The organism is Streptomyces sp. NPDC046727 (genome assembly GCF_040645635.1).
Classification (GTDB): domain Bacteria; phylum Actinomycetota; class Actinomycetes; order Streptomycetales; family Streptomycetaceae; genus Streptomyces.
Map to the genome: position 1 here is coordinate 1 of NZ_JBEYYR010000056.1, position 21044 is coordinate 21044.

The following is a 21044-nucleotide window of genomic DNA, read 5'->3' on the forward strand; positions in this document are numbered from 1 at the left end:
GGTGAAGGCGTACAGCTGCCCCACCAGACGGGGGAAGGCCTCGGCGAGGACCGCGCGGACGGCGGCCTCCTCCTGCTGCCAGGCGTCCAGGCGGTGCTGCAGCTCGCGGTGGGCGGCGGGGTCCAGGAGGGCCTCGGCGGCGGCCTGCGGGGTGTCGAAGCCGGCCCGGTAGGCGGCGTCGGCGAGCCGGGCGTCGGCGTCCTTCAGCCGCTGGGCGGCGTCCTCGGCGGCCCGGGCGGCGTCGGCCGCGTCGGTGAGCCGGGCCGCCCGCCGCTCCAGCTGCGCGGCGCGCGCGGCCACGCTCTCGGCGCCGCCGCGCGCCTGCTCCAACTCGGCTTTCAGCTGGGCCTGTTCGCGCTCCAGGGTGTCGCGCCGGGTGAGCCGGGAGGCGGCTCGTACGGCGGCCTGCTGACGGTCGGCGAGCCGCTGCTCGCGCTCCTGCTCGGCCCGCCGCAGTTCCTCCTGGACGGCGTGCAGCGCGGAGGCCGCGCGGCGGGCGCGGGCGTACTCCTCCTCCAGTTCGCCGGCCTCGGCGGCGAGCCGGTCGGTGGGCGTGTCGCCGGCCTCGGCGGTGGCGGCGGCCAGGGCCTCGCGGACCACGCCGAGGCGCCGCTCGTCCTCGGTGTGCTGCTCCTCCGCGCGCTGGTGGGCGGCGAGGGCACGGTCCTCGGTCTCGCGGTCGACGTGTCCGGCGACCTTGCGGGCGGGCGCGGGGTGTTCGACGGCGCCGCAGACCGCGCAGGGCTCGCCGTCGGAGAGGTGCGCGGCGAGCTCGGCGGCGATGCCGGCCAGGCGCTGTTCCTTGAGGTCGAGCCAGTGGGCGCGGGCGTCGAGGGCGCGCTGCCCGGCGGCCCGCGCGCGCTGCTCGGCCCGTTCGAGATCGGCGGCGAGCTGGTCGCGGGTGCGGGCGGCGTCCAGCCGCCGCTGCATGGGGGCGCGCTGGACGGCGAGCTGTTCGGCGCGGGTGGCGGCCTCCTGGGCGGAGTCGATGCGGGTCTGCAGGGCCGCGCGGGTGCCGTCCCAGTCGGCGAGCCAGGCGTCGGCCTCGCGCAGGACGTCCTCGTCGGCGCGCTCGTGCCGGTCGAGTCCGGCGCGCTCGGCGGCGAGTTCGGCGAGCCGGCGTTCGGCGCGCCGGGCCGCGTCCAGGCCGCCCAGTTCCTCGGCGGCCCGGCGGGCGGCGGCGGCCAGTCCGCTCGCGCCGGCGTCGGCGTAGGAGTCGGGGAGGAGTCCGCGCGCGTGCGCCTCGGCCGCGGCGGCCCGGCGGTGTTCCGTCTCGGCGGTCTCCCGCAGCTCCAGGGCCGGTGCGACCGCCTCCGCCTTGCGGGCCCGGTCCATGCGCTCCTGCGCCTCGCGATGGGCACCGGCCCGCTCCTGGAGCCGCTCGGCGCGCTGCCGGGCCTCGGCGAACCTGCTCTGCAGCCGGGCGAGTTCGCGTACGTCGTCCAGGGCGCGGCGGGCCGCGGCGTGGGCGGACTCGGCGGCGGAGAGGCGGCAGTGGGCGATGGTGAGGCGTTCCCGGGCGGTGCTGCGGGCGACGGCGGCGGCGCCGAGGACGGCCTCGGCCAGGCCCGGGTCGCCGGGGGACAGCTCGGGCAGCTCCATGGCGTCGCCGGCCTCCTGCTGCATGCGGTGGGCGTCGGCGAGCAGGGCCGTGTCGCCCTCGCGCACGCGGGCCTCGGTGGCGCGGCGGCGCTCGGCGAGGCGCTTCTCGACGTCGGCGAAGCGCTGGGTGTCGAAGAGGCGGCCGAGCAGCCGGCCCCTGGCCTCGGCGTCGGCGCGCAGGAAGCGGGCGAAATCGCCCTGGGGCAGCAGGACGACCTGGCAGAACTGCTCGCGGCTCATGCCGAGCAGCTGCTCGATCTCGGTGCCGATCTCCTGGTGGGAGCGGCTGAGGTCCTTCCAGGTGCCGGCCCGGGCGTCGTACTCGCGCAGCCAGGTCTGGGCCTTGTCGACCGTCATGCCCTTGCCGCGCAGCTTGGGCCGCTCCCACGGGGGCTGCCGGGTGATCTCCAGTCGGCGTCCGGCGACGGTCAGTTCGAGGCGGACCTCGGTACGGGTGCCCGGCTGGGCGTGGTCGCTGCGCAGGTGCATGCCCTGATTGCTCTGCCGGGCACCGGGGACGGTGCCGTACAGGGCGTAGCAGACGGCGTCCAGTACGGAGGTCTTGCCCGCGCCGGTGGGGCCGTGCAGCAGGAACAGGCCGGCGGCGGAGAGCGCGTCGAAGTCGACGGTCTGGGCGCCGCCGAAGGGCCCGAAGGCGGTGATGTCGAGCCGGTGCAGCCTCACCGCGCCACCTCCCGTACGGCGTCGGCGGCGCGCACGGCGTCGAACGCCTCGCGCAGCACGGCCGTCTCGCGCTCGTCGGGTCCCGCGCCGCGCACATGGGCGACGAAGTCCTGGGCGATCTGCTGGTCGCTGCGGCCCGCGAGGCGGCGGGCGTACGACACACCGGGGTCGTCCGGGGCCCGCTCGGGGGCGAAGGCCAGGCTGAGGGTGTGCGGGAAGCGCTCGGTGAGCCGGGCCATGGGGTCGGCCGGGCGGACCGGGTCGGTGAGGGTGGCCTCGACCCAGGCGTCCTCGTGGCGGGCCAGCTCCGGGTCGGCGAGGAGGCCGTCCAGGGTGCCGCGGATCCGGGCGAGCGGGCGGGGCACCGGGCAGTCGAGGCGTTCGGCGGTGACCGCGCCGTGCGCGTCGAGGTCGATCAGCCACATGCTCTTGCGGTGGTCGGCCTCGGAGAAGGAGTAGGCGAGCGGCGAGCCGGAGTAGCGCACGCGCTCGGTGAGGGTCTGACAGCCGTGCAGATGCCCGAGGGCCACATAGTCGACGCCGTCGAACACCCCGGCCGGCACGGCGGCCACCCCGCCGACGGTGATGTCCCGCTCGCTGTCGCTGGCCTGGCCGCCGGTGACGAAGGCGTGCGCGAGGACGACGGAACGCGTGCCCCGCGCGCGCGTGGCGAGGTCGGCGCGGACGCGGTCCATGGCGGCGCCGAGCACGGCCTCGTGGCCGGCCTTGTCCACGGCGAACTCCTCCTTCACCAGGGCCGGTTCGAGGTACGGCAGGCCGTAGAACGCGACGTCGCCGTGGGCGTCCTGGAGCACGACCGGGGTGCCCGCGGCGGACGGCTCGGTGCGCAGGTGGATGCCGGCGCGGTCGATGAGTCCGGCGCCGACGCCGAGGCGGCGGGCCGAGTCGTGGTTGCCGGAGATCATCACCGTGGGCACGCCGAGGCCCGCGAGGCGGTGCAGGGCGTCGTCGAACAGCTCGACGGCGGCGAGCGGGGGCACCGCGCGGTCGTACACATCGCCCGACACGACCACCGCGTCCACCGCGTGCTCACGCACGGTGGCGACGAGGTGACCGATGAACTCGGCCTGGGCCCCGAGCAGGTTCACCCGGTGGAAGGCCCGGCCGAGGTGCCAGTCGGACGTGTGCAGGAGTCTCATGATTCCCGAGACTAACGGCCGGGTCTGACATCACGGGCGGTTACTCCCGTATCAGCCCGTCACGACCCGCACCCCATAGGCCCGTTATGCCCGATTTACGGCAATTATCAGGCGTCTCCGTAGGCTTCGCCGCCCAGTTCGAAGCCGGCCGTGCCCGCCGTCACATCGGCGAGCCAGGCGCGGAAGGCGTCCACGTCGGCGTCCGGGAGGCCGATCTCGATGGTGACGGCCTCGCCGTAGCGGACGTCCCGCACCTCGCGTCCGGTCGCGCGCAGGTCGTTCTGGACCTTGCCCGCCCGCTGGTGGTCGACCGTCACCGTGGCCAGCCGGAAGCGCCGCCGGGTGATCGTGCCGAGCGTGTCCAGGGCCTCGCCGACGGAACCGCCGTAGGCGCGGATGAGTCCGCCCGCGCCGAGCTTGACGCCGCCGTAGTAGCGGGTGACCACGGCGACCACGTACCGCATGTCGCGGCGCAGCAGCATCTGCAGCATGGGCACGCCGGCGGTGCCGCCCGGTTCGCCGTCGTCGCTGGCCTTCTGCACGGAGGCGTCGGCGCCGATGACGTACGCCCAGCAGTTGTGGGTGGCGTCGGCGTGCTCCTTGCGCACGGCGGCGATGAAGTCCTGGGCCTCCTGTTCGGTGGCGGCCGGGGCGAGGGCGCACAGGAAGCGGGAGCGGTTGATCTCGGTCTCGTGCACGCCCGCGCGGGCCACTGTGCGGTACTCGTCCTGCATCCCGCCAGCCTATGTGAACGCCGGGAACGCCACGGTCGGCCCTCCTCTAGCCCTTCCTCTTCTTCTTCGTCCCGCGCGGGACCGTGAACGACGTGAGCAGGGCCGCGCCCGGAGCGAGGGCCTCCCACTCGGTGCCGTGCCAGGTGAGCACGGCGATCGCGGAGGTCGGGAACTTCTCGCGCAGCCGGTCCAGCGTGTCGTCGAGACCGTCCGCGGCCAGCGCCCGCACCAGCTCCTCAAGGCCGGGGTTGTGCCCGATCAGCAGCAGCGTCCGCACGTCCGCCGGCACCTCGTGCACGACCTCCAGCAGGTCGGGTACGTCGGCCGCGTACAGCCGCCCGTCGTAGCGCACCGGCGGCGGAGTGGCCCATTCGGCGGAGACCAGCTCCCAGGTACGGCGGGCGCGGACGGCGGTGGAGCACAGGGCGAGGTCGGGCAGGGAACCGGCGGCGGCGAGGGCGCGCCCGGCGGCCGGGGCGTCCCGCATCCCGCGCGGCGCGAGCGGCCTGCGGTGGTCCTCGACGCCGTCGGGCCAGGCGGACTTGGCGTGCCGCAGCACCACCAGCCGGCGCAGCGGGCCCTCGCCCGCCGGCGGGTTCACGCGAGACTCCCGAGGTCGCGCGCGAGGTCCAGGGCGAGCAGGCGGTCGGCGTACGCGAAGGTCTCGAACCGGGCGCCGTCCGGGATACCGGGGGCGCTCGCCACGTCGCGCAGGACGCCGAGCACGGCGGGCAGGTCCAGGTCGTCCTCCCAGGCGGCGCGCAGCCGCTCCCGCACCTCGCCGGGAACCGGCCGCGAGGGCTGCCGCGCCCAGCCGGCGACGGCCCGCCGCCATCGGGCGAGACTCCGCGCGGCGTCGTCCAGGGCGGCCGGGTCCAGCCGCGCGGGTTCGCTCCGCGGGACGGCGAGCAGAGCGAGGCGGAGGGCCGAGGGGTCGGCGAGAAGCGCCCGCACCGGAAACGCGGAGGGGGCAACGGCCTTCGCCGCCGCACCGGGGACGGACGGCCCGCCGACACTGACGCCGGGCCCCCTCCCGGCCTCCCCGCCCACTGCACCGCCGGCCTCCGCCGCACCGGGAGCGGAGGGCCGGCCGACGCCGGCACCGGGTCTCCTCCCGGCCTCCCCGGCCGCCGCACCAGCGGCCTCCGCCTCCTCAGCCGCTGCACCGGCGGCCTCCGCCGCCGCGCCCGGGACAGCACCGGGGGCGGACGGCCCGCCTACACCAGCACCGGACCCCCTCCCGACCTCCCCGACCGTTCTCCCGGCCCCCTCCGTCCCCCTGTCCGCTGTCCCGGCTCCTTCCCGCACCCCACCTGCCCTCTCGGACGCCCCCGTAGCCCCACCCGCTCCCCCAGCCTCCGCGGCAGCCGACCCCGCTCCCGCCGGCCACCCCGTCCATTCCGCCGGAGCCACCGCGATCACCGGGCCCTCGCCCAGTGTGTCCTCGGTGTCGCGTCGGGCCACATGGATGGCCTGGGCCTCTCCGAGGCCCGAGGCGAGGTCGCGGCCGTCCTCGAAGGGGCGGATGGCGAGCTGTGTGGCGGCCGTCCGGAGTTCGGGCTGGTCGCGGGGTGCCGTGAGGATCGTCCAGACGGGTGTGCCGCCGAGTTCCAGGGCCCGGACGAGCAGGTCGGCGGTGAGCAGCACCCGCAGGGCGGTCGGATCGAGGCCGGAGGCGTGGACCTCGATACGGGTCAGGCCGCGGCGGGAGGGCGCGGCGGGGACGGGCTCACCGGTTCGGGCGTCGAAGATGCGCAGCACGGGGCGAGCGTAGGCGGGCGGACGGCCGTATGCAGCGGCTTGCACCGATTCCGGACAGCGTGGCGGGGTACGGCGGGAATCCGTACCCGTCGAGTCGATGTTGCCCGCACGTACTGTTCCCCGCAGCCCGAGGAGGCGGCCGATGTACGGCGACGAAGCGACGATCCGCAGGATTCTCACCGAGCTGGGCGACACCTGGGCGGTGGTCGGCCTGTCCTCGAACCCGAGCCGGGCCGCCTACGGGGTGGCGCGGGTGCTCCAGCGGTACGGCAAGCGGATCGTGCCGGTGCACCCCAAGGCCGAGACGGTGCACGGGGAGCGGGGCTACGCCTCCCTCGCGGACATCCCCTTCGACGTGGACGTGGTCGACGTGTTCGTGAACAGCGGGCTGGCCGGAGCGGTGGCGGACGAGGCCGTGGCGAAGGGCTCGCGGGCGGTGTGGTTCCAGCTGGGGGTCGTCGACACGGCCGCCTACGAGCGGACCCGGGCGGCGGGCCTGGAGATGGTCATGGACCGGTGCCCGGCGATCGAAATCCCCCTCCTGAGCTTGTGATTCTTCTCCTTCATCACAATTCTCCGTTGAATATTGACATTCGCCTGCGGCGCCTGACCTGCGCGAAGCCCGTCCCCAAGACAGGCAAGATCCCAGGTCAAGTTTTGTAAAACAGTCTTTTGCCGACGCGGAAAGCATTCCTAGCCTGTGGCCTCCTTGCTCGTTAATTCTGCGTTCATGAACTGAGAGGCCACTTGACATGGCGAAAGTCGACGCCCTGCCACAGGCCACGACGGAGTCCGGCGGACTGCGCCGGGATGTCGGACTGATCGGTCTGATGTGGGCCTCGGTCGGCTCCATCATCGGATCCGGCTGGCTGTACGGCGCCGAGAAGGCGGTCGTGGTGGCCGGCCCCGCGGCGATCATCTCGTGGGTGATCGGCGCGGTGGCCATCGTGCTGCTCGCCCTCGTCCACGCCGAGCTGGGCGGCATGTTCCCGGTGGCGGGCGGCACGGCCCGCTACCCGCACTACGCGTTCGGCGGCCTGGCCGGCATGTCCTTCGGCTGGTTCGCCTGGCTGCAGGCCGCCACCGTGGCGCCGATCGAGGTCGAGGCCATGATCGGCTACGCCGGCCACTGGAAGTGGGCCCAGAGCCTGCAGCACACCGACGGCACTCTGACGACCAGCGGTTTCGTCACGGCCGTGGCCCTGATGGCGGTCTTCGTCGGCGTCAACTTCTTCGGCGTCCGGGCCCTGGCCCACACCAACAGCGCCGCCACCTGGTGGAAGATCGCCGTCCCGCTCGCGGCGATCTTCATCATCGCGATCGGCAACTTCCACACGAGCAACTTCACCTCGGAGGGCTTCGCGCCGTTCGGCGCCAAGGGCATCCTCGGCGCCATCAGCACCAGCGGCATCATCTTCGCGCTGCTCGGCTTCGAGCAGGCGATCCAGCTGGCGGGCGAGAGCCGCAACCCGAAGCGTGACCTGCCGCGGGCGACCCTCGGCTCGGTGGCGATCGGCGCCGTGATCTACATCCTGCTGCAGGTCGTGTTCATCGCCGCGCTGCCGCACGCCTCGTTCGCGCACGGCTGGGCCAAGCTCGACTTCGTCGGCATCAGCGGCCCCTGGGCGGGCCTGGCGACGCTGGTGGGCCTCGGCTGGCTGGGCTGGGTGCTCTACGTCGACGCGATCATCTCCCCCGGCGGCACCGGCCTGATCTACACCACCGCCACCTCCCGCGTCTCCTTCGGCCTGGCCAAGAACGGCTACGCGCCGAAGGCCTTCGCCAAGACGGACCGGCGCGGTGTGCCGTGGTTCGGTCTCATCATGTCGTTCGTCACCGGCGTGATCTGCTTCCTGCCGTTCCCGAGCTGGCACGCGCTGGTGGGCTTCATCACCTCGGCGAGCGTGCTGATGTACGCGGGCGCGCCGCTGGCCTACGGCGTCTTCGCCGACCGGCTGCCGCACCACGAGCGCCCGTACCGGCTGCCCGGCGGCAGGATCATCTCGCCGCTGTCCTTCGTGGTCGCCAACCTGATCATCTACTGGACCGGCTGGGACACCCTGTGGCGGCTGGGCTTCGCGATCCTGCTCGGCTACGTGCTCCTGGGCTCCTACGCCTGGTACGCCACCGCGACGCGCAAGCCCGATGCACCCCGGATGGACTTCAAGGCCGCGCAGTGGCTGCCCGCCTACCTGCTCGGCCTGGGCCTGATCTCCTGGCTGGGCGGCTTCGGCGGCGGGCGGGGCAGCATCCCGCTGTGGTGGGACATCCTGGTCGTCGCGGCCTTCTCCCTGGGCATCTACTACTGGGCCAAGGCGGTCGCCTCGCGGCCCGAGGCGATCGAGCGCAGCATCGACGAGGTCGTGGTGACGGACGCGCCCGCGCACTGATCCGCTCCCGCGTCACACACGGTGTCCCGTCGGCTCGGCTGACGGGACACCGTCATAATGCTCGCGTGACGTCTCCTTCCCCCCACTCCAACTCGCCTTCCCCTCCCCGCTTTCCGGTGGTCGTCGTGGGTGCCGGGCCGGCCGGTCTGACCGTCGGCAACATCCTGCGGGCCGCCGGCGTGGACTGCCTGGTCCTGGAGACCGAGAGCCGGGAGTTCATCGAGCGGCGGCCACGCGCCGGGGTCATCGAGGAATGGGCCGTACGCGGCCTCGAACGGCGGGGCCTGGCCGGGAACCTGCTGGAGCGCGCGGAACGGCACTCCGAGTGCGAGTTCCGCTTCGACGGCCACGGCTACCGCTTCGCGTACACAGAGCTGACGGGGCGCCATCACTGGGTCTATCCGCAGCCCCTGCTCGTGACCGACCTCGTGCGCGAGTACGCGGACGTGCGCGGCGGCGAGATCCGCTTCGGCGTGCGGGACGTCCGCCTGCACGACCTGGACTCGGACCGGCCCGCCGTCTCCTACACCGACCCGGACAGCGGTGAACGGCGGCTGGTGCACTGCGACTTCGTGGCCGGCTGCGACGGGGCCCGCGGGGCGAGCCGGGCCGCACTGCCGGATCGGGCGCGGATCTCCCGGCACGACTACGGCATCGGCTGGCTGGCGCTCCTGGCCGAGGCACCACCGTCCGCGGACCGCGTCCTGTTCGGCATGCATCCGCGCGGGTTCGCCGGGCACATGCCCCGCAGTGCCGAGATGACCCGCTACTACCTCCAGTGCCCGCCCGGCGACGACCCGGACGACTGGTCCGACGACAGGGTCTGGGACGAGCTCCAGCAGCGCCTGCGCGCGGCGGACCGGCCGCCGCTGACGCGGGGGCGGCTGCTGGAGAAGCGCGTGCTGGACATGCACAACTACGTCGTCGAACCGATGGTGTTCGGCCGGCTCTTCCTGGCCGGCGACGCCGCGCACCTCGTCGCACCGATCGCCGCGAAGGGTATGAACCTCGCCCTGAACGACGCGTTCCTGCTCGGCGACGGCCTCGTCGCGTATCTGACCAAGGGCGACCCGACGGGCCTGGACGGCTACTCGGCTGCATGCCTGCGCCGCGTGTGGGACTACCAGGAGTTCTCGGAGTGGCTCTCCGGGATCTACCACGGCACCTCCTCCGGCGACCCCCACCGCGCCGGCACCACGCTGGCCCGGCTGCGCCGGGTGTTCACCTCACCGGTCGCCTCGGCGGCCTTCGCCGAGCAGTACCTCGGCACGGCCACCGCGTACTGAACCGACGACGGCCGGCTCAGCGCTCCGCTGGGCCGGACCCATCGGTGAGGCGGTGGTCCGCTGTCTTCAGGGCCTCCTCGACCAGCCGGCGCAGGTGGCCGTGGCGCAGCGAGTAGATCACCCGGCGGCCCTCCTTGCGGGTGTCCACCAGGCCGGCGAGCCGCAGCCGGGCGAGGTGCTGGCTGACGGCCGGGCGGGCGGCGCCGCACGCCTCGGTGAGCGTGGTGACATCGGCCTCGCCCCCCGTCAGCGCGTACAGCAGGGCGAGGCGGGTGCGGTCGCCCAGCAGGGAGAGGAGTTCGGCGGCGAGCGCGAACTGGTCCTCGCTCGGGTTGTGCGGGTGCGCATGATGCGCAGGTGATAGGTGCATGCGTGCGCTCATACGCACATAATGGGCTCCGTGGGCGCCGCGCGTCCACTCCCGCACACCGGAAGGGGACCGACGTGAGCGACCGACACCCCCATCAGCACGGGCACTCCCACGGGCACACCCACGCGCACGACCACAGCCAGGGGCAGGCGCGGGGACACCACCCCCGCTCCCCCGGCACGCTGCAACGCCTCGGCCATCTCCTCACCCCCCACTCCCACGAGACCGCCGACAAGCTGGACCCGGCGCTGGAGTCCTCGGCGCGCGGGATGCGGGCGTTGTGGGTGTCGCTGGCCGTGCTCGGGCTGACCGCGGTGGCGCAGGCGGTCGTGGTGGCCGTGTCCGGGTCGGTGGCGCTGCTCGGGGACACCGTGCACAACGCGGCGGACGCGCTGACCGCCGTCCCCCTCGGCATCGCCTTCGTGCTGGGCCGGCGGGCGGCGACCCGCCGGTTCACCTACGGCTACGGCCGTGCCGAGGATCTCGCGGGGCTGGCCATCGTGCTGACCATCGCCGCGTCGGCGGCCTTCGCCGCATGGGCGGCCGTCGGGCGGCTGCTCGACCCGCGCCCGGTCACGCACGTACCGGCGGTCGCGGTGGCGGCACTGCTCGGTTTCGCCGGCAACGAGTGGGTGGCCCGGTACCGGATCCGGGTGGGCCGGGAGATCGGCTCGGCCGCGCTCGTCGCCGACGGGCTGCACGCCCGTACCGACGGGTTCACCTCGCTGGCCGTGCTGCTGGGCGCCGGCGGTTCGGCGCTCGGCCTGCACCTGGCCGACCCGGTCGTGGGGCTGGCGATCACGGCCGCGATCGTACTGGTGCTGCGGGACGCGGCGCGGGAGGTGTTCCGGCGGGTGCTGGACGCCGTCGACCCCGCGCTGGTGGACCGGGCCGAGCACGCGGTGCGCGCGGTGCCGGGCGTGCGGGAGGTGGGCGAGCTCCGGCTGCGCTGGATCGGGCACCGGTTGCGGGCCGAACTCGCGGTGGTGGTGGACGGCGAGGCGACGGTACGGCAGGCGCACGCGATCGCCGTCGAGGCCGAACACGCCCTGCTGCACGCCGTACCGCGGCTGACGGCCGCCCTGGTGCACGCCGACCCGGCGCCGGTCCCGGGGCAGGCCGATCCGCATCTGGCGCTGGCCCACCACGCGGTGGCGTGAGGTCAGGCGACGCCCAGGCCCTCCAGGACGACCGCGCCGGGCAGTTCGGCGAGCGCCTTGCCGGGCACCAGGAGCTTGCCGCGCCGGCGTCCGCTGCCGATCAGGACGTAGGGCAGGTCGACGACGGCCGAGTCCACCAGCACCGGCCAGCCGGTGGGCAGTCCGATCGGGGTGATGCCGCCGTACTCCATGCCGGTCTCGCCGGTCGCGGTCTCCATCGAGGCGAACGAGGCCTTGCGGGCGCCCAGTTGGCGGCGGGCGGCGCCGTTGACGTCGACCCGGGTGGTGGAGAGCACCACACAGGCGGCGAGCGTGGTCTCGCCGGCCCGCTTGCCCGCGACCACCACGCAGTTCGCCGACCGCTCCAGCAGGTCGCGGCCGTAGTGCTCCACGAAGACGGACGTGTCGGCCCAGCGCGGGTCGGTGTCGACGTACAGGATCCGGTCGGCGGGGACCGCGCCCTGCCAGTCGCGTACGGCGTCGGCGACGGGGGCGGTCAGCACGTCCAGGCAGTCCGGGGCGGGGGTGGCGGTGTCGAAGTCTCCGATGGGTGCGCGCATGGCCGCACGCTAGCAAGGTGCGGCCGTCCGCCGTACCGGCGTCTCAGGGCACGGGCGGGACGGACACGGCCATGACCATCTCCATGGGCACCTCGCCCTGATTGCCGTACAGGTGCGGGACGTTGGCCTCGAAGGAGGCGCTCGCGCCCGCCGGGACGCGGTACTCCTCGCCCTCCACGGTGAGCGTCAGCTCGCCTGCGGTGACGTGGACCAGTTCGACGGTGCCGGCGGGGTGCGGCTCGGAGGGGCTGCTCTCGCCCGGCATGAGCCGCCAGTCCCACATCTCCAGCGGTCCGGGCGCCTCCGTGCCGGCGAGCAGCCGGTTGTAGCTGCCGGCCTCGGTGTGCCACAGCCGTACGGCCCGTTCGGCGGGGACGACGTTGACCTTCGGGCCCTGCTCGTAGTCGAGGAGGGTGGTGATGCTGATGCCGAGCGCGTCGCCGATCTTGACGACCGTGCCGATGCTGGGGTTGGTGCGGGCCTGCTCGATCTGGATGAGCATGCCGCGGCTGACACCCGCCCGGGCGGCGAGCACGTCCAGCGTGAAGCCGCGCACCGAGCGCCAGTGCTTGACGTTGCGCGCCAGGGACTGGGTCAGGAGGTCGAGGTCCGACACGTTGTGTCCAATATCCGGGAAGTTCAATATTATGGTTAGCGCAGTTCAATGGACTGAACTACGGTGAGGTGCACCTGATCGTTCACCGAACTGTACTGCGAGGCCGGCCGTGACAGCATTCTTCGCCCTGACCACGAGCCTCCTGTGGGGGCTGGCCGACTTCGGCGGCGGGCTGCTGACACGACGTACCCCGGCGCTCACCGTGGTGGTCGTCTCGCAGTCGATCGCGGCGGCCGTGCTGGGCGTGATCGTGCTCGCCACCGGCGGCTGGAGCGAGGCCGGACCCCGGCTGTGGTTCGCGTTCGCGGCCGGTCTGGTCGGGCCGGTGGCCCTGCTCTGCTTCTACAAGGCCCTCGCGCTCGGCCCCATGGGTGTCGTCTCCCCGCTCGCCACCTTGAGCGTCGCCGTGCCGGTCGGCGTCGGCCTCGTCCTCGGCGAGCGGCCCGGGCTGCTCCAGGTCGCGGGCATCGCGGTCGCCGTCGCCGGGGTCGTCCTGGCCGGCGGACCGCAGCTGCGGGGCGCCGCCGTAGAGCGGCGCACGGTGCTGCTCACCCTGGTCGCGGCGCTCGGCTTCGGCACCGTGTTCGCGCTGATCGCGGAGGCCTCGACCGATGTCACCGGCCTGTTCCTCGCGCTGTTCGTGCAGCGGCTGACCAACGTGGCCGTCGGCGGGGCCGCGCTCGCCGCCTCGGTCAGGCGCGGCGGCGCCGCCCTGCCGGAGGGCGAGTTCCCGTGGGCCTCGCTGCCCGCGCTGGCCTTCGTCGGGCTGGCCGATGTGGCGGCCAACGGCACGTACGCGATCGCCGCCCGGATCGGCCCGGTCACCGTCGCGGCCGTACTCGCCTCGCTGTACCCGGTGGTGACCGCGCTGGCCGCACGCGGCTTCCTCAGCGAACGCCTACGCGCCGTCCAGGCGGCGGGAGCGGGGCTGGCCCTCCTGGGCACGCTGCTGCTGGCAACGGGCTGAGCCAGCCTCGCGCACCCATCGGACTCCGGCACGACCCACGTCAGCGGTCAGCCCCAGCACGGCCCACATCAGCCATCGGGCCCGAGAGCGGCTCGCGTCAGCCGTCGCACCCGAGGGCGCCTCGCGTCGGCCGTCGGGCTCCAGGGCGGCTCGCATGCCCTCGGACCCCGGCGCGGCTCGCATCAGCCGTCAGCCCCAGCACGGCTCGCATCGGCCATCGGACCCGAGAGCGGCCCGCGTCAACCGTCACACCCGAGGACACCTCGCATCAGCCGTCGACCTCCAGGGCGGCTCGCATGCCATCGGACCCCGCCGCGGCTCTCATCAGCCGTCGCGCCCGACGGCGGCCGTCGGACCCCTCCACGACTCGCGTCAGCGGTCAGCCCCGGCGCGGCTCGCATCAACCACCCGCACCCCACCACGGCTCACATCAGCCGACGGACCCGAGGGCGGCCGCGTCGGCCGTCGGACTCCAGGGCGGCTCGCATCAGCCATGAGTCCCCACCACGACTCGCATCAGCCGTCCGAACCCCACCACGGCTCGCGTCAGCCGTCACACCCGAGGGCGGCTCGCGTCAGCCGTCGGACTCCGGGGCGGCTCGCATGCCATCACACCCCGGCGCGGCTCGCATCAGCGGTCAGGCCCACCACGGCTCGGTCAGCCGTCGTCCCCCAGCGCGGCTCACATCAGCCGACGGACTCCAGCCCGTCTCTCGTCAGCCGTCGGACTCCAGCACGGCTCACGTCAGACGTCAGCCCCAGCACGGCTCGCATCGGCCATCGGACCCGAGAGCGGCTCGCATCAGCCGTCGACCTCCAGGGCAGCTCGCATGCCATCGGACCCCGGCGCGCGGCTCGCATCAGCCGACGCGCCCCAGCCCGTCTCTCGTCAGCCGTCGGGCTCCAGCGCGGCGCACATCAGTCATCAGGCCCCAGCGCGGCTCGCATCAGCCATCACCGCGCCACGGCTCGCGTCAGCCCTCGGGCTCCAGGGCTGCGAGGCGGGCCGCTTCGTCCTCGTCCAGGTTCGCCAGTGCGCGCAGTTGCTGTGGCGTCATGCCGTCCGGGATCGGTACCGGGGCCGGGGTCCGCAGCGGTGGCTGCCAGCCGTCCTCGGGCGTCCAGCGCCGTACGACCCTGGCGGGCGCGCCCGCGACCACCGCGTGGTCGGGCACCGTGCCCCGCACCACCGCGCCGGCCGCCACGACCACGTTCCGGCCGATCCGCGCACCCGGCAGGATCACCGCGCCGGTGCCGATCCAGCAGCCCGGGCCGATCTCGACCGGCTCCATCCGCGGCCACTGCCTGCCGATGGGCTCGTGCGGGTCGTCGTAGGAGTGGTTGGTGGAGGTGACGTAGACGTACGGGCCGAAGTAGCAGTCGCTGCCGATGGTGACCGTCGTGTCCGCGATGACATGGCTGCCGCGGCCGAGGACCACGCCGTCGCCTATGCGCAGGATCGGCTCCGGGCCGAGGTCCAGGTCCGGCATCAGGCCGGCGGTGAGGGTGACCCGCTCGCCGATGATGCAGTGCGAGCCGAGCCGGATCCAGGGTTCGCCGAAGACCGTGCCGAGCGGGAAGGCCAGCCGGGTGGCTTCGCCGATCGAGCCGAAACGGAACCCCGCGGGGTGTTCGGCCGTGACGGACCCGGTGCGCTGCGCCCAGGACCAGGCCGCGTGGACGGCTCGCTGGGCGAGACCCTGTCGCCAGGATGAGAACGTGTTCTTGCGCTTCGGCACGGGCTCACGTTACTCAGCGGTCGCCTCCGGCGGAGAGGGCGGGCTGCTGTGATCTTCACCCCAACGCGTGTCGTACCGTGCCGTGTACGGCCGACACGAGGAGACGGTGATGACGCAGCAGGCGCTGATCGTGGGTATCGGGGGCAAGGAGCCGCAGGTGGACCCGGAGGCGTTCGTGGCGCCCATGGCGTCCGTGATCGGGGATGTCACGCTGCACGCGGGGGCCAGTGTCTGGTACGGGGCCGTCGTGCGCGGTGACGTCGAGAAGATCACCGTGGGGGCGCAGGCCAATGTGCAGGACAACGTCACCCTGCACGCCGACCCCGGCTATCCGGTGACCGTCGGGGAGCGGGTGTCCATCGGGCACAACGCGGTGGTGCACGGGGCGACCGTGGAGGACGACTGCCTGATCGGGATGGGGGCGACCGTGCTCAACGGCGCGGTGATCGGGGCGGGGTCGCTGGTCGCGGCGCAGGCTCTGGTGCCGCAGGGCATGGTGGTGCCGCCGGGGTCGCTGGTGGCGGGGGTGCCGGCGAAGGTGAAGCGCGCGCTGACGGCGGAGGAGCGGGAGGGGGTCACCCTCAACGGCACCCTGTACGCGGAGCTGGGCAAGGCGCACAAGGACGTGCATCAGGACACGCATCAGTAGGAGCGCCGGCGGGTGCGGCCCCGCGCCTCTCGCGGGGCGCCTCACTCCCCGGCGTTCACCGGTTCTGCTTCTCGCTGCTCCGGCTGGGCCTTCTTCGCCTTGCGCTTGAGGATCAGCATGGAGGTCAGGCCGATCAGGACGGCCGCGGCCAGGCCCAGGTACGAGAACCGCTTCAGCCAGTCCTCGGCGACGACGCCGACGTAGTAGATGACGGCCGTGGTGCCGCCGGCCCAGCAGATGCCGCCGAGGAGGTTGGCGATCAGGAACTTCCAGTACGGCATGTGCAGGACGCCCGCGAGCGGCCCGGCGAAGATGCGCAGCAGGGCGACGAAACGGCCGAAGAAGACCGCCCACATGCCCCACTTCTCGAAGGACCGCTCGGCGGTGGCCACATGGCCCTCGCTGAAGTGGCGTGGGAACTTCCGGCCGAGCCAGGCCAGCAGCGGGCGTCCGCCCTTGCGGCCGATGGCGTAGCCGATGGAGTCGCCGATGACCGCACCGGCGGTCGCGCAGGCGCCGAGGACGACCGGGTTGATGCCCGTGTGCTGGGAGGACATCAGCGCCGCGGAGACCAGAACGATCTCGCCAGGCAGCGGGATGCCCAGGCTCTCCAGACCGATCACCAGAGCGACCACGGCGTAGACGGCGGCCGCGGGCACCGAGTCGAGCCATTCCTGGACGTGCACCGCCGGTTCCTCCCCTGTCGCTGAGCTTGCTCTCCGGCTGATCCGGGCCGCCGCATGCAGAGCGCGCCCCAGGGGAAGGCTACCTGGTCGGCGGCGAACGGCTGTCTGCCCGTGCCCGCCCCGCGGCACCGTCCCGCCCTCACGCCTTACGTTTCCGGACATCCCCGTGTCATCCGGGAGGGGAAGGCTCCCACGCGGTTTCGCCCGGCCCGCTTCCCCCAGGCCCCCGTGGGGCCCGCTGCGGAAGGACGACGTCCCCGTGTCCTCACTCTCCCCGTCCCGCTCGCTGCCCCCTGGCGCCCGCGCCCGCCCCGACACCCCGGCCCCCGGTCCCGGGTCGTCCCCCGCTCCGGCCCGTCCGGTACGGCTGGCCCTGACCCTCGCTCCCCTGCTGCTCGCCGCCGGCTGGGCCGTGGCCAACCGGCCCGTGGTGTACGAGGGGGCCCGGCGGCTGGTCGCGGCCGACCCGGGGTGGCTGCTGGCCGGAGCCGGCTCGACCTGTCTGACCTGGGTGGCCGCGTCCTGCGTCCGGCAGGGCGCCCTGCCGGACCGGGTGCCGCCGGGGCTGCTGCTCGTGTCGCAGTTCGCCGCCGGTGCCGCCAACCACGTGCTGCCCGGCGGGCTCGGCGCCCACGCCGTCACCCTGCGCTTTCTGCGCGGCCAGGGCGTCCCGCTGGAGCGGGCGGCCGCGTCGATCGGGCTGTACTCGCTGGCCAGGTCCTCCGCGAAGACGCTGGTGCTGCTGGGGTTCCTGGCGGCCTCGCCGGCCTGGCGGCGCCTGGGCGACCTGGTACCGGACGGGCGGCTGCTGGTGCCGCTCGCCGCCGTCGCGGGCGGGGCCCTCGCCGTGGCGGGGGTGCTGCTGACGGTCGTACGGCCGCTCCGGCGGCCGGTGACCGGGCTGCTGCGCACCGCCCTGGCCGACGTGCGCGTGGTGCACGCCCGGCCCAGCCGGGTGTGCGCCCTGTGGGGCGGGGCCGTCGCGATGCCGCTGCTGCAGGCCGGCACGCTGGCCTGTGTCGGGGCCTCGCTGGGTCTTGGGCTGCCGTGGGAGCAGATGGTGCTCGCCCATCTGGCCGCGGGCACGGCCGTCGGGGCGGTGCCCGCGCCGGGCGGGCTCGCGGTCGACGCGGCGCTGGTGTGGACGCTGGTCACGTTCGGCTCCACGCCGGCGGAGGCGACCGCGACCGTGATCGGCTACCGGGTGCTGACCGACTGGGTGCCGCTGCTGCCGGGCGCGCTGGTGCTGTCGGCACTGATCCGCGCGAAGGTGCTGTGAGCCCGGATCCTTCCCGCCCACCAGCCGGTGTCATTCCCGGCGGGCCACCAGGCGGTAGGCGTTGGACAGGCGCAGGCGGTGGGACAGGGGGCGTATCGCGAGGCGGTCCAGGAGCGTGGCGGTCAGGAGCACGGGGACGCCGGCCAGCAGGAGTGCGGTGCGGGTGGCGCGGCGCAGGGCACCCGGTGGTTCGGGGAGCCATGGCGCGTCCTCGCGCGGTGCCGTGTGGTCGAGCGCGAGCCAGACCGCGGCGAGCAGGTCGACCGGGTCGTGGGCCTCGGCGTGCTGCTCCGCGACCACCGTGAACCCGAGGTCGGTGAGCCGGCGGCGCAGGTTGGCGACCGGCATGAAGTGCAGGTGCTGCGGCTGGAGCCAGGGCAGCCACCAGCGGCCGAGGAGCCGGGCGTAGCGGCTCTCCGGGTCCGGTACCTCGACGATGAGGTGGCCGCCGGGGCGTACGGCCTCGTGGGCGGCGCGCAGTTCGCGGTCGGGGTCGGTGCTGTGCTCCAGGTAGTGGAACATGCTCACCACGTCGTAGCGGGCGGCGAGTTCGGGCGCCAGGTCGGGGAAGGCGCCGCGGTAGGCGTGGTCCACCCGGCCCTCGCGGGCGGCGAGTTCGACGCCGTCGGTGAAGTCGAGCCCGTCGAAGGCGGTGCCGGGCAGGACGGCGCGGGCGGTCGCGCAGAAGTGGCCGTGTCCGGTGCCGACGTCCAGCCAGGTCTTCGGCGCGGGGTCGTGCGGCAGCATCGCCTCGGCGCGGCCCCGGTACATCGCGCCGCGCCCGCCGAAGGTGCCGCTCATCCGCTGCTCGCCGAGGCCGTCGTAGAAGTCCCGGTAGTAGAACTCCAGGCCCTCGGCGGTCAGTTGCGGGTTCTGGAAGGTGTGGCCGCAGTCGGCGCAGCGGTCCAGGGTGAACCGGCCGGGCTTGTGCTGGAGCAGGTCGGTGGTGCGCAGGCGCTCGCCGATCCGGCCGGAGGAGCACCAGGGGCAGGTGGTTCTCCGGGGGGCGAGGAAGCGGTCGGTGCCGGCGTCCAGGTCGGCCCGGTAGGCGGGGCGCAGGGCGGTGATGCGGGCTGTCTTGTCGCGGGCGTCGCTCATCGGGCCTCCGCTGCCAAGCGTGCGAGGTGGGCCGCCGCGGCCTGGGCACCGCCCGCCGCACGGAACGCGGCACGGATCCGGGCGGCGGCGACCCGGTGGGCGGAATCGTGCAGGACGGCGTCCAGGGCCTCGCCCAGCCGGGCCACGGTGACCCGGCCGAACCTGACCCGGACACCCGCGCCGGAGTCCACCACCTGCCCGGCCACCACCGGCTGGTCGTCCCTGATGGGGGCGACGACGAGCGGGACGCCGTGCCACAGCGCCTCGCACACGGTGTTGTGGCCGGCGTGGCAGACGACGGCGTCCATCCGCTCCAGCAGGGGGAGTTGGGGCACGGACGGCAGAATCAGGACGTCCTTGTCGGGCGTCGCCGCGGGCAGGGCGCCACCCGGGTCGGCGATCACCGCCTGGATCCGGTCGGCGCGCTCCCGCAGCGCGGCCAGGGCCTGGGCGAGGAACCGGCCGCCGGCGTCGGCGTTGGCCGTGCCGAGGGTCACCAGGACCTTGGCCCGGCCGTGGTCCAGCCATTCCCAGGGGAAGCCCGGCCCGTCCGGGCGGCCGGCGAGCGAGGGGCCGACGTAGTGGATGTGCGGTGCCAACGGCGCCTGGGGACCGATGAGTTCGGGTGTGCTGAACACCAGCAGCAGGTGGGGTGAGGAGCGCGGGTCCGCGGTGCCGGCCGGGTCGCCGATGCGGGCGCGCAGCTCGGTCAGGCGCTGCCGGAGCCAGTCGGCGACCTTGGGCAGGCCGTCGTAGGCGCCGCTGAACTCGGCGGAGGTGGTCGCGGAGGTGGCCCAGGGCAGGCCGAGGCGCTCGGCCACCAGGGCCCCGGCGAAGGCCTGCTGGTCGGCGACGACCACGTCGGGGCGGACGGCCGCGACGGCCGCACGGACCCCGGGTGCCATCGCGTCGGCGAGCGGCAGCAGGTACCACTCCCACAGGAACCGCAGCGCCTCCGCGCCCCGCAGGTCCGGCGGGCGTACGGCGCCCGGGGCGCCCGGCACCGGTCCCGCGCACGCGTACACCTCGGCGTCCGCGCCCGCGAGCCGCCGCACCAGGTCCGGGTCGGCGCACGCCCAGGCCACCCGGTGCCCGGCGGCGGTGAGCCGGGCGGCGACGCCGACGGCCGGGTTGATGTGCCCGGTCAGCGGCGGGACGACGAAGAGGAAGGCGCTCACCGGACGCCCGCCCCCGCGTGGACCAGGTCCAGGATGTGCGCGCCGACGGTGCCGGGCGCCTCGACGAGGACCGAGTGCTCGTGCCCCGGCAGGACGACCGCCCGGAAGTCCGGCAGCAGCCGCCGGTGTTCCGGTACCAGGTCCGCCACGTCCGAGTCGCCGCCGTACACGCCGAGGACCGGGCAGCGTACGGCACTGATCTGGGCCTCGGTGAGCACACGGCTGGCGGGGATGTCCCGGCCCACGGTGGTCTCGCGGACGAGCCGGGCCGCGCCCTTGGCGAGACGGGCGGTGTTGTGGCCGCGGTGGGCGGTGATCCAGGCGATCGTCTCCGGCTCGTTGTGCGCGAGTTCGGTGACCACCCGGCGCAGGATGCGGCCGAGTTTCGCGGCCCAGGCGGCGGTCGCCGGCTCGGACTCGATCAGGGTCAGGCTGGCCACGCGGCCGGGGTGGCGGGCCGCGTACCCGAAGGCGATGGTGCCGCCGTAGGAATTGCCGGCCAGGTGCACGGGTCCGGCCGGCTCCAGCCGGTCGAGGAGCGCCGCCAGGTCGTCGATGTTGTGGTCCAGGGTGTAGCCGTGCGGCGGGCGTTCGCTGCGGCCGTGGCCGCGCAGGTCGTACATGACGACGTCGAGTCCGGCCGCCGCGAACGCGGGCGCGACGGTGAAGTAGTAGCTGGCCAGGCTGTCGGTGAGCAGTCCGTGCACCAGGACGAGGGTGGCGTGCGGGACGCGGCCGTCCGTGGGGCCGGTCCGCTGGACGTGCAGCCGGATGCCGCCGGCGTCGACCATCGCCATGGCTCAGCCCGCCCGGTCGGTCTTCAGGCTCCACACCACGTACTCCACGAGCCGGCCGACGGTCAGGTCGATGATCTCGTCGAACTCCATGCCGGCCAGGAACTCGGCGAGGTTGACCCGCCGCCCGTACCGCTCCTCGAGCAGGCCGGCCAGGGTGACGAGGTCGATGCTCTCCAGTTCCAGGTCGCGGTTGAAGCCGGTGGACATGCCGATCACCACGTCGTCGCCGCCGTACTCCGCCAGGACCGTGCGGAGCATGCCGGTGATGTCGGCGAGCACGGTGTCGGCGCTCGGCTGCGCCGGGGCCGGCTGGATGGGGTTCATCGGG

General features: G+C 74.1%; 20 protein-coding genes and 3 pseudogenes. 7 read left to right on the top strand and 16 right to left on the bottom strand.

All coding sequences use genetic code 11. The features are described from left to right. From ABZ937_RS40175 to ABZ937_RS40200, 6 genes and pseudogenes are all read right to left on the bottom strand, one after another. Positions 1-2286 (bottom strand): AAA family ATPase (locus ABZ937_RS40175; protein ID WP_361699930.1); only part of this gene is annotated, 2286 nt, incomplete at its 3' end. Continuing rightward, the gene (locus ABZ937_RS40180; protein ID WP_361699933.1) at positions 2283-3446 is read right to left on the bottom strand and encodes an exonuclease SbcCD subunit D; all 1164 of its coding nucleotides are present in this window, start codon (positions 3444-3446) and stop codon (positions 2283-2285) included. The genes ABZ937_RS40180 and ABZ937_RS40175, both read right to left, overlap by 4 nt. 107 nt (positions 3447-3553) lie before the next feature. Next, positions 3554-4180: a YigZ family protein gene (locus ABZ937_RS40185; RefSeq protein ID WP_361699935.1), complete on the bottom strand. Its 627-nt coding sequence runs from the start codon at positions 4178-4180 to the stop codon at positions 3554-3556. A 46-nt stretch (positions 4181-4226) separates the two neighbouring features. Then, on the bottom strand, positions 4227-4781 hold the full coding sequence (locus ABZ937_RS40190) for a histidine phosphatase family protein (RefSeq protein WP_361699938.1): 555 nt from the start codon (positions 4779-4781) through the stop codon (positions 4227-4229). Further along, positions 4778-5119, bottom strand: a pseudogene (locus tag ABZ937_RS40195) (hypothetical protein); the annotation flags it as partial. The pseudogene ABZ937_RS40195 and the gene ABZ937_RS40190, both read right to left, overlap by 4 nt. A 522-nt stretch (positions 5120-5641) precedes the next feature. Continuing rightward, positions 5642-5941: pseudogene (locus tag ABZ937_RS40200) on the bottom strand (hypothetical protein); the annotation flags it as partial. A 142-nt stretch (positions 5942-6083) separates the two neighbouring features. Here ABZ937_RS40200 and ABZ937_RS40205 point away from each other — a divergent pair. Next, positions 6084-6494, top strand: a complete 411-nt coding sequence (locus ABZ937_RS40205) for a CoA-binding protein (protein ID WP_361699941.1) — start codon at positions 6084-6086, stop codon at positions 6492-6494. A 13-nt stretch (positions 6495-6507) separates the two neighbouring features. Here ABZ937_RS40205 and ABZ937_RS40210 read toward each other — a convergent pair. Next, a pseudogene (locus ABZ937_RS40210) lies at positions 6508-6591 on the bottom strand (MYXO-CTERM sorting domain-containing protein); the annotation flags it as partial. A gap of 102 nt (positions 6592-6693) precedes the next feature. Between ABZ937_RS40210 and ABZ937_RS40215 the strand changes: the two are divergent. Continuing rightward, positions 6694-8331, top strand: a complete 1638-nt coding sequence (locus tag ABZ937_RS40215; RefSeq protein ID WP_361699943.1) for an APC family permease — start codon at positions 6694-6696, stop codon at positions 8329-8331. A 65-nt stretch (positions 8332-8396) separates the two neighbouring features. Continuing rightward, complete coding sequence (locus tag ABZ937_RS40220; protein WP_361699946.1) at positions 8397-9617, top strand: 4-hydroxybenzoate 3-monooxygenase; 1221 nt, start codon at positions 8397-8399, stop codon at positions 9615-9617. Between the two features lie 16 nt (positions 9618-9633). On the opposite strand, the gene ABZ937_RS40225 is transcribed toward ABZ937_RS40220, so the two are convergent. Further along, positions 9634-9999, bottom strand: coding sequence for a metalloregulator ArsR/SmtB family transcription factor (locus tag ABZ937_RS40225; protein WP_361699948.1), 366 nt, complete (start codon positions 9997-9999; stop codon positions 9634-9636). 62 nt (positions 10000-10061) lie between these two features. On the opposite strand from ABZ937_RS40225, the gene ABZ937_RS40230 reads away from it, so the two are divergent. Continuing rightward, positions 10062-11147: a cation diffusion facilitator family transporter gene (locus tag ABZ937_RS40230; protein WP_361699951.1), complete on the top strand. Its 1086-nt coding sequence runs from the start codon at positions 10062-10064 to the stop codon at positions 11145-11147. Between the two features lie 2 nt (positions 11148-11149). On the opposite strand, the gene ABZ937_RS40235 is transcribed toward ABZ937_RS40230, so the two are convergent. Beyond that, positions 11150-11707: a YbaK/EbsC family protein gene (locus ABZ937_RS40235; RefSeq protein WP_361699954.1), complete on the bottom strand. Its 558-nt coding sequence runs from the start codon at positions 11705-11707 to the stop codon at positions 11150-11152. Between the two features lie 43 nt (positions 11708-11750). After that, positions 11751-12323 (bottom strand): XRE family transcriptional regulator, encoded by a 573-nt coding sequence (locus ABZ937_RS40240; RefSeq protein ID WP_361699957.1) that lies wholly within the window; start codon positions 12321-12323, stop codon positions 11751-11753. A gap of 109 nt (positions 12324-12432) precedes the next feature. Here ABZ937_RS40240 and ABZ937_RS40245 point away from each other — a divergent pair, with 109 nt between their 5' ends. Beyond that, positions 12433-13290, top strand: a complete 858-nt coding sequence (locus ABZ937_RS40245; protein WP_361699960.1) for an EamA family transporter — start codon at positions 12433-12435, stop codon at positions 13288-13290. A gap of 974 nt (positions 13291-14264) precedes the next feature. Here ABZ937_RS40245 and ABZ937_RS40250 read toward each other — a convergent pair. After that, positions 14265-15029: an acyltransferase gene (locus ABZ937_RS40250; RefSeq protein WP_361699962.1), complete on the bottom strand. Its 765-nt coding sequence runs from the start codon at positions 15027-15029 to the stop codon at positions 14265-14267. 109 nt (positions 15030-15138) lie between these two features. Here ABZ937_RS40250 and ABZ937_RS40255 point away from each other — a divergent pair, with 109 nt between their 5' ends. After that, on the top strand, positions 15139-15678 hold the full coding sequence (locus ABZ937_RS40255; protein WP_361699965.1) for a gamma carbonic anhydrase family protein: 540 nt from the start codon (positions 15139-15141) through the stop codon (positions 15676-15678). Positions 15679-15719: 41 nt separating this feature from the next. On the opposite strand, the gene ABZ937_RS40260 is transcribed toward ABZ937_RS40255, so the two are convergent. Further along, positions 15720-16364 (bottom strand): DedA family protein, encoded by a 645-nt coding sequence (locus ABZ937_RS40260; protein WP_361699968.1) that lies wholly within the window; start codon positions 16362-16364, stop codon positions 15720-15722. Positions 16365-16623: 259 nt separating this feature from the next. Here ABZ937_RS40260 and ABZ937_RS40265 point away from each other — a divergent pair, with 259 nt between their 5' ends. Next, on the top strand, positions 16624-17643 hold the full coding sequence (locus ABZ937_RS40265) for a lysylphosphatidylglycerol synthase transmembrane domain-containing protein (RefSeq protein WP_361699971.1): 1020 nt from the start codon (positions 16624-16626) through the stop codon (positions 17641-17643). 30 nt (positions 17644-17673) lie between these two features. Here ABZ937_RS40265 and ABZ937_RS40270 read toward each other — a convergent pair whose 3' ends face one another. From ABZ937_RS40270 to ABZ937_RS40285, 4 genes are read right to left on the bottom strand one after another with little or no spacing between them, the layout of a single operon-like run. Beyond that, positions 17674-18741 carry a class I SAM-dependent methyltransferase gene (locus tag ABZ937_RS40270; RefSeq protein WP_361699973.1) on the bottom strand — a complete coding sequence of 356 codons (1068 nt, stop codon included), beginning with the start codon at positions 18739-18741 and terminating at the stop codon, positions 17674-17676. Continuing rightward, on the bottom strand, positions 18738-19919 hold the full coding sequence (locus ABZ937_RS40275; protein WP_361699976.1) for a glycosyltransferase: 1182 nt from the start codon (positions 19917-19919) through the stop codon (positions 18738-18740). Before ABZ937_RS40275 ends, ABZ937_RS40270 begins: the two co-directional genes overlap by 4 nt. Beyond that, positions 19916-20716 carry an alpha/beta hydrolase gene (locus ABZ937_RS40280; protein WP_361699978.1) on the bottom strand — a complete coding sequence of 267 codons (801 nt, stop codon included), beginning with the start codon at positions 20714-20716 and terminating at the stop codon, positions 19916-19918. The genes ABZ937_RS40275 and ABZ937_RS40280 overlap by 4 nt, the downstream gene beginning before the upstream one ends. A gap of 3 nt (positions 20717-20719) precedes the next feature. Further along, entirely contained in the window at positions 20720-21040 is a 321-nt protein-coding gene (locus tag ABZ937_RS40285) for an acyl carrier protein (protein ID WP_361699981.1), read from the bottom strand. Between the last annotated feature and the right edge of the window lie 4 nt (positions 21041-21044).

Bases quoted from the DNA above. Each gene is read 5' to 3' on its own strand.
- ABZ937_RS40180 (WP_361699933.1), bottom strand. From the start codon at position 3,446: ATGAGACTCCTGCACACGTCCGACTGGCACCTCGGCCGGGCCTTCCAC.
- ABZ937_RS40280 (WP_361699978.1), bottom strand. From the start codon at position 20,716: ATGGCGATGGTCGACGCCGGCGGCATCCGGCTGCACGTCCAGCGGACC.
- ABZ937_RS40185 (WP_361699935.1), bottom strand. From the start codon at position 4,180: ATGCAGGACGAGTACCGCACAGTGGCCCGCGCGGGCGTGCACGAGACC.
- ABZ937_RS40225 (WP_361699948.1), bottom strand. From the start codon at position 9,999: ATGAGCGCACGCATGCACCTATCACCTGCGCATCATGCGCACCCGCAC.
- ABZ937_RS40205 (WP_361699941.1), top strand. From the start codon at position 6,084: ATGTACGGCGACGAAGCGACGATCCGCAGGATTCTCACCGAGCTGGGC.
- ABZ937_RS40235 (WP_361699954.1), bottom strand. From the start codon at position 11,707: ATGCGCGCACCCATCGGAGACTTCGACACCGCCACCCCCGCCCCGGAC.
- ABZ937_RS40270 (WP_361699973.1), bottom strand. From the start codon at position 18,741: ATGAGCGACGCCCGCGACAAGACAGCCCGCATCACCGCCCTGCGCCCC.
- ABZ937_RS40255 (WP_361699965.1), top strand. From the start codon at position 15,139: ATGACGCAGCAGGCGCTGATCGTGGGTATCGGGGGCAAGGAGCCGCAG.
- ABZ937_RS40215 (WP_361699943.1), top strand. From the start codon at position 6,694: ATGGCGAAAGTCGACGCCCTGCCACAGGCCACGACGGAGTCCGGCGGA.
- ABZ937_RS40285 (WP_361699981.1), bottom strand. From the start codon at position 21,040: ATGAACCCCATCCAGCCGGCCCCGGCGCAGCCGAGCGCCGACACCGTG.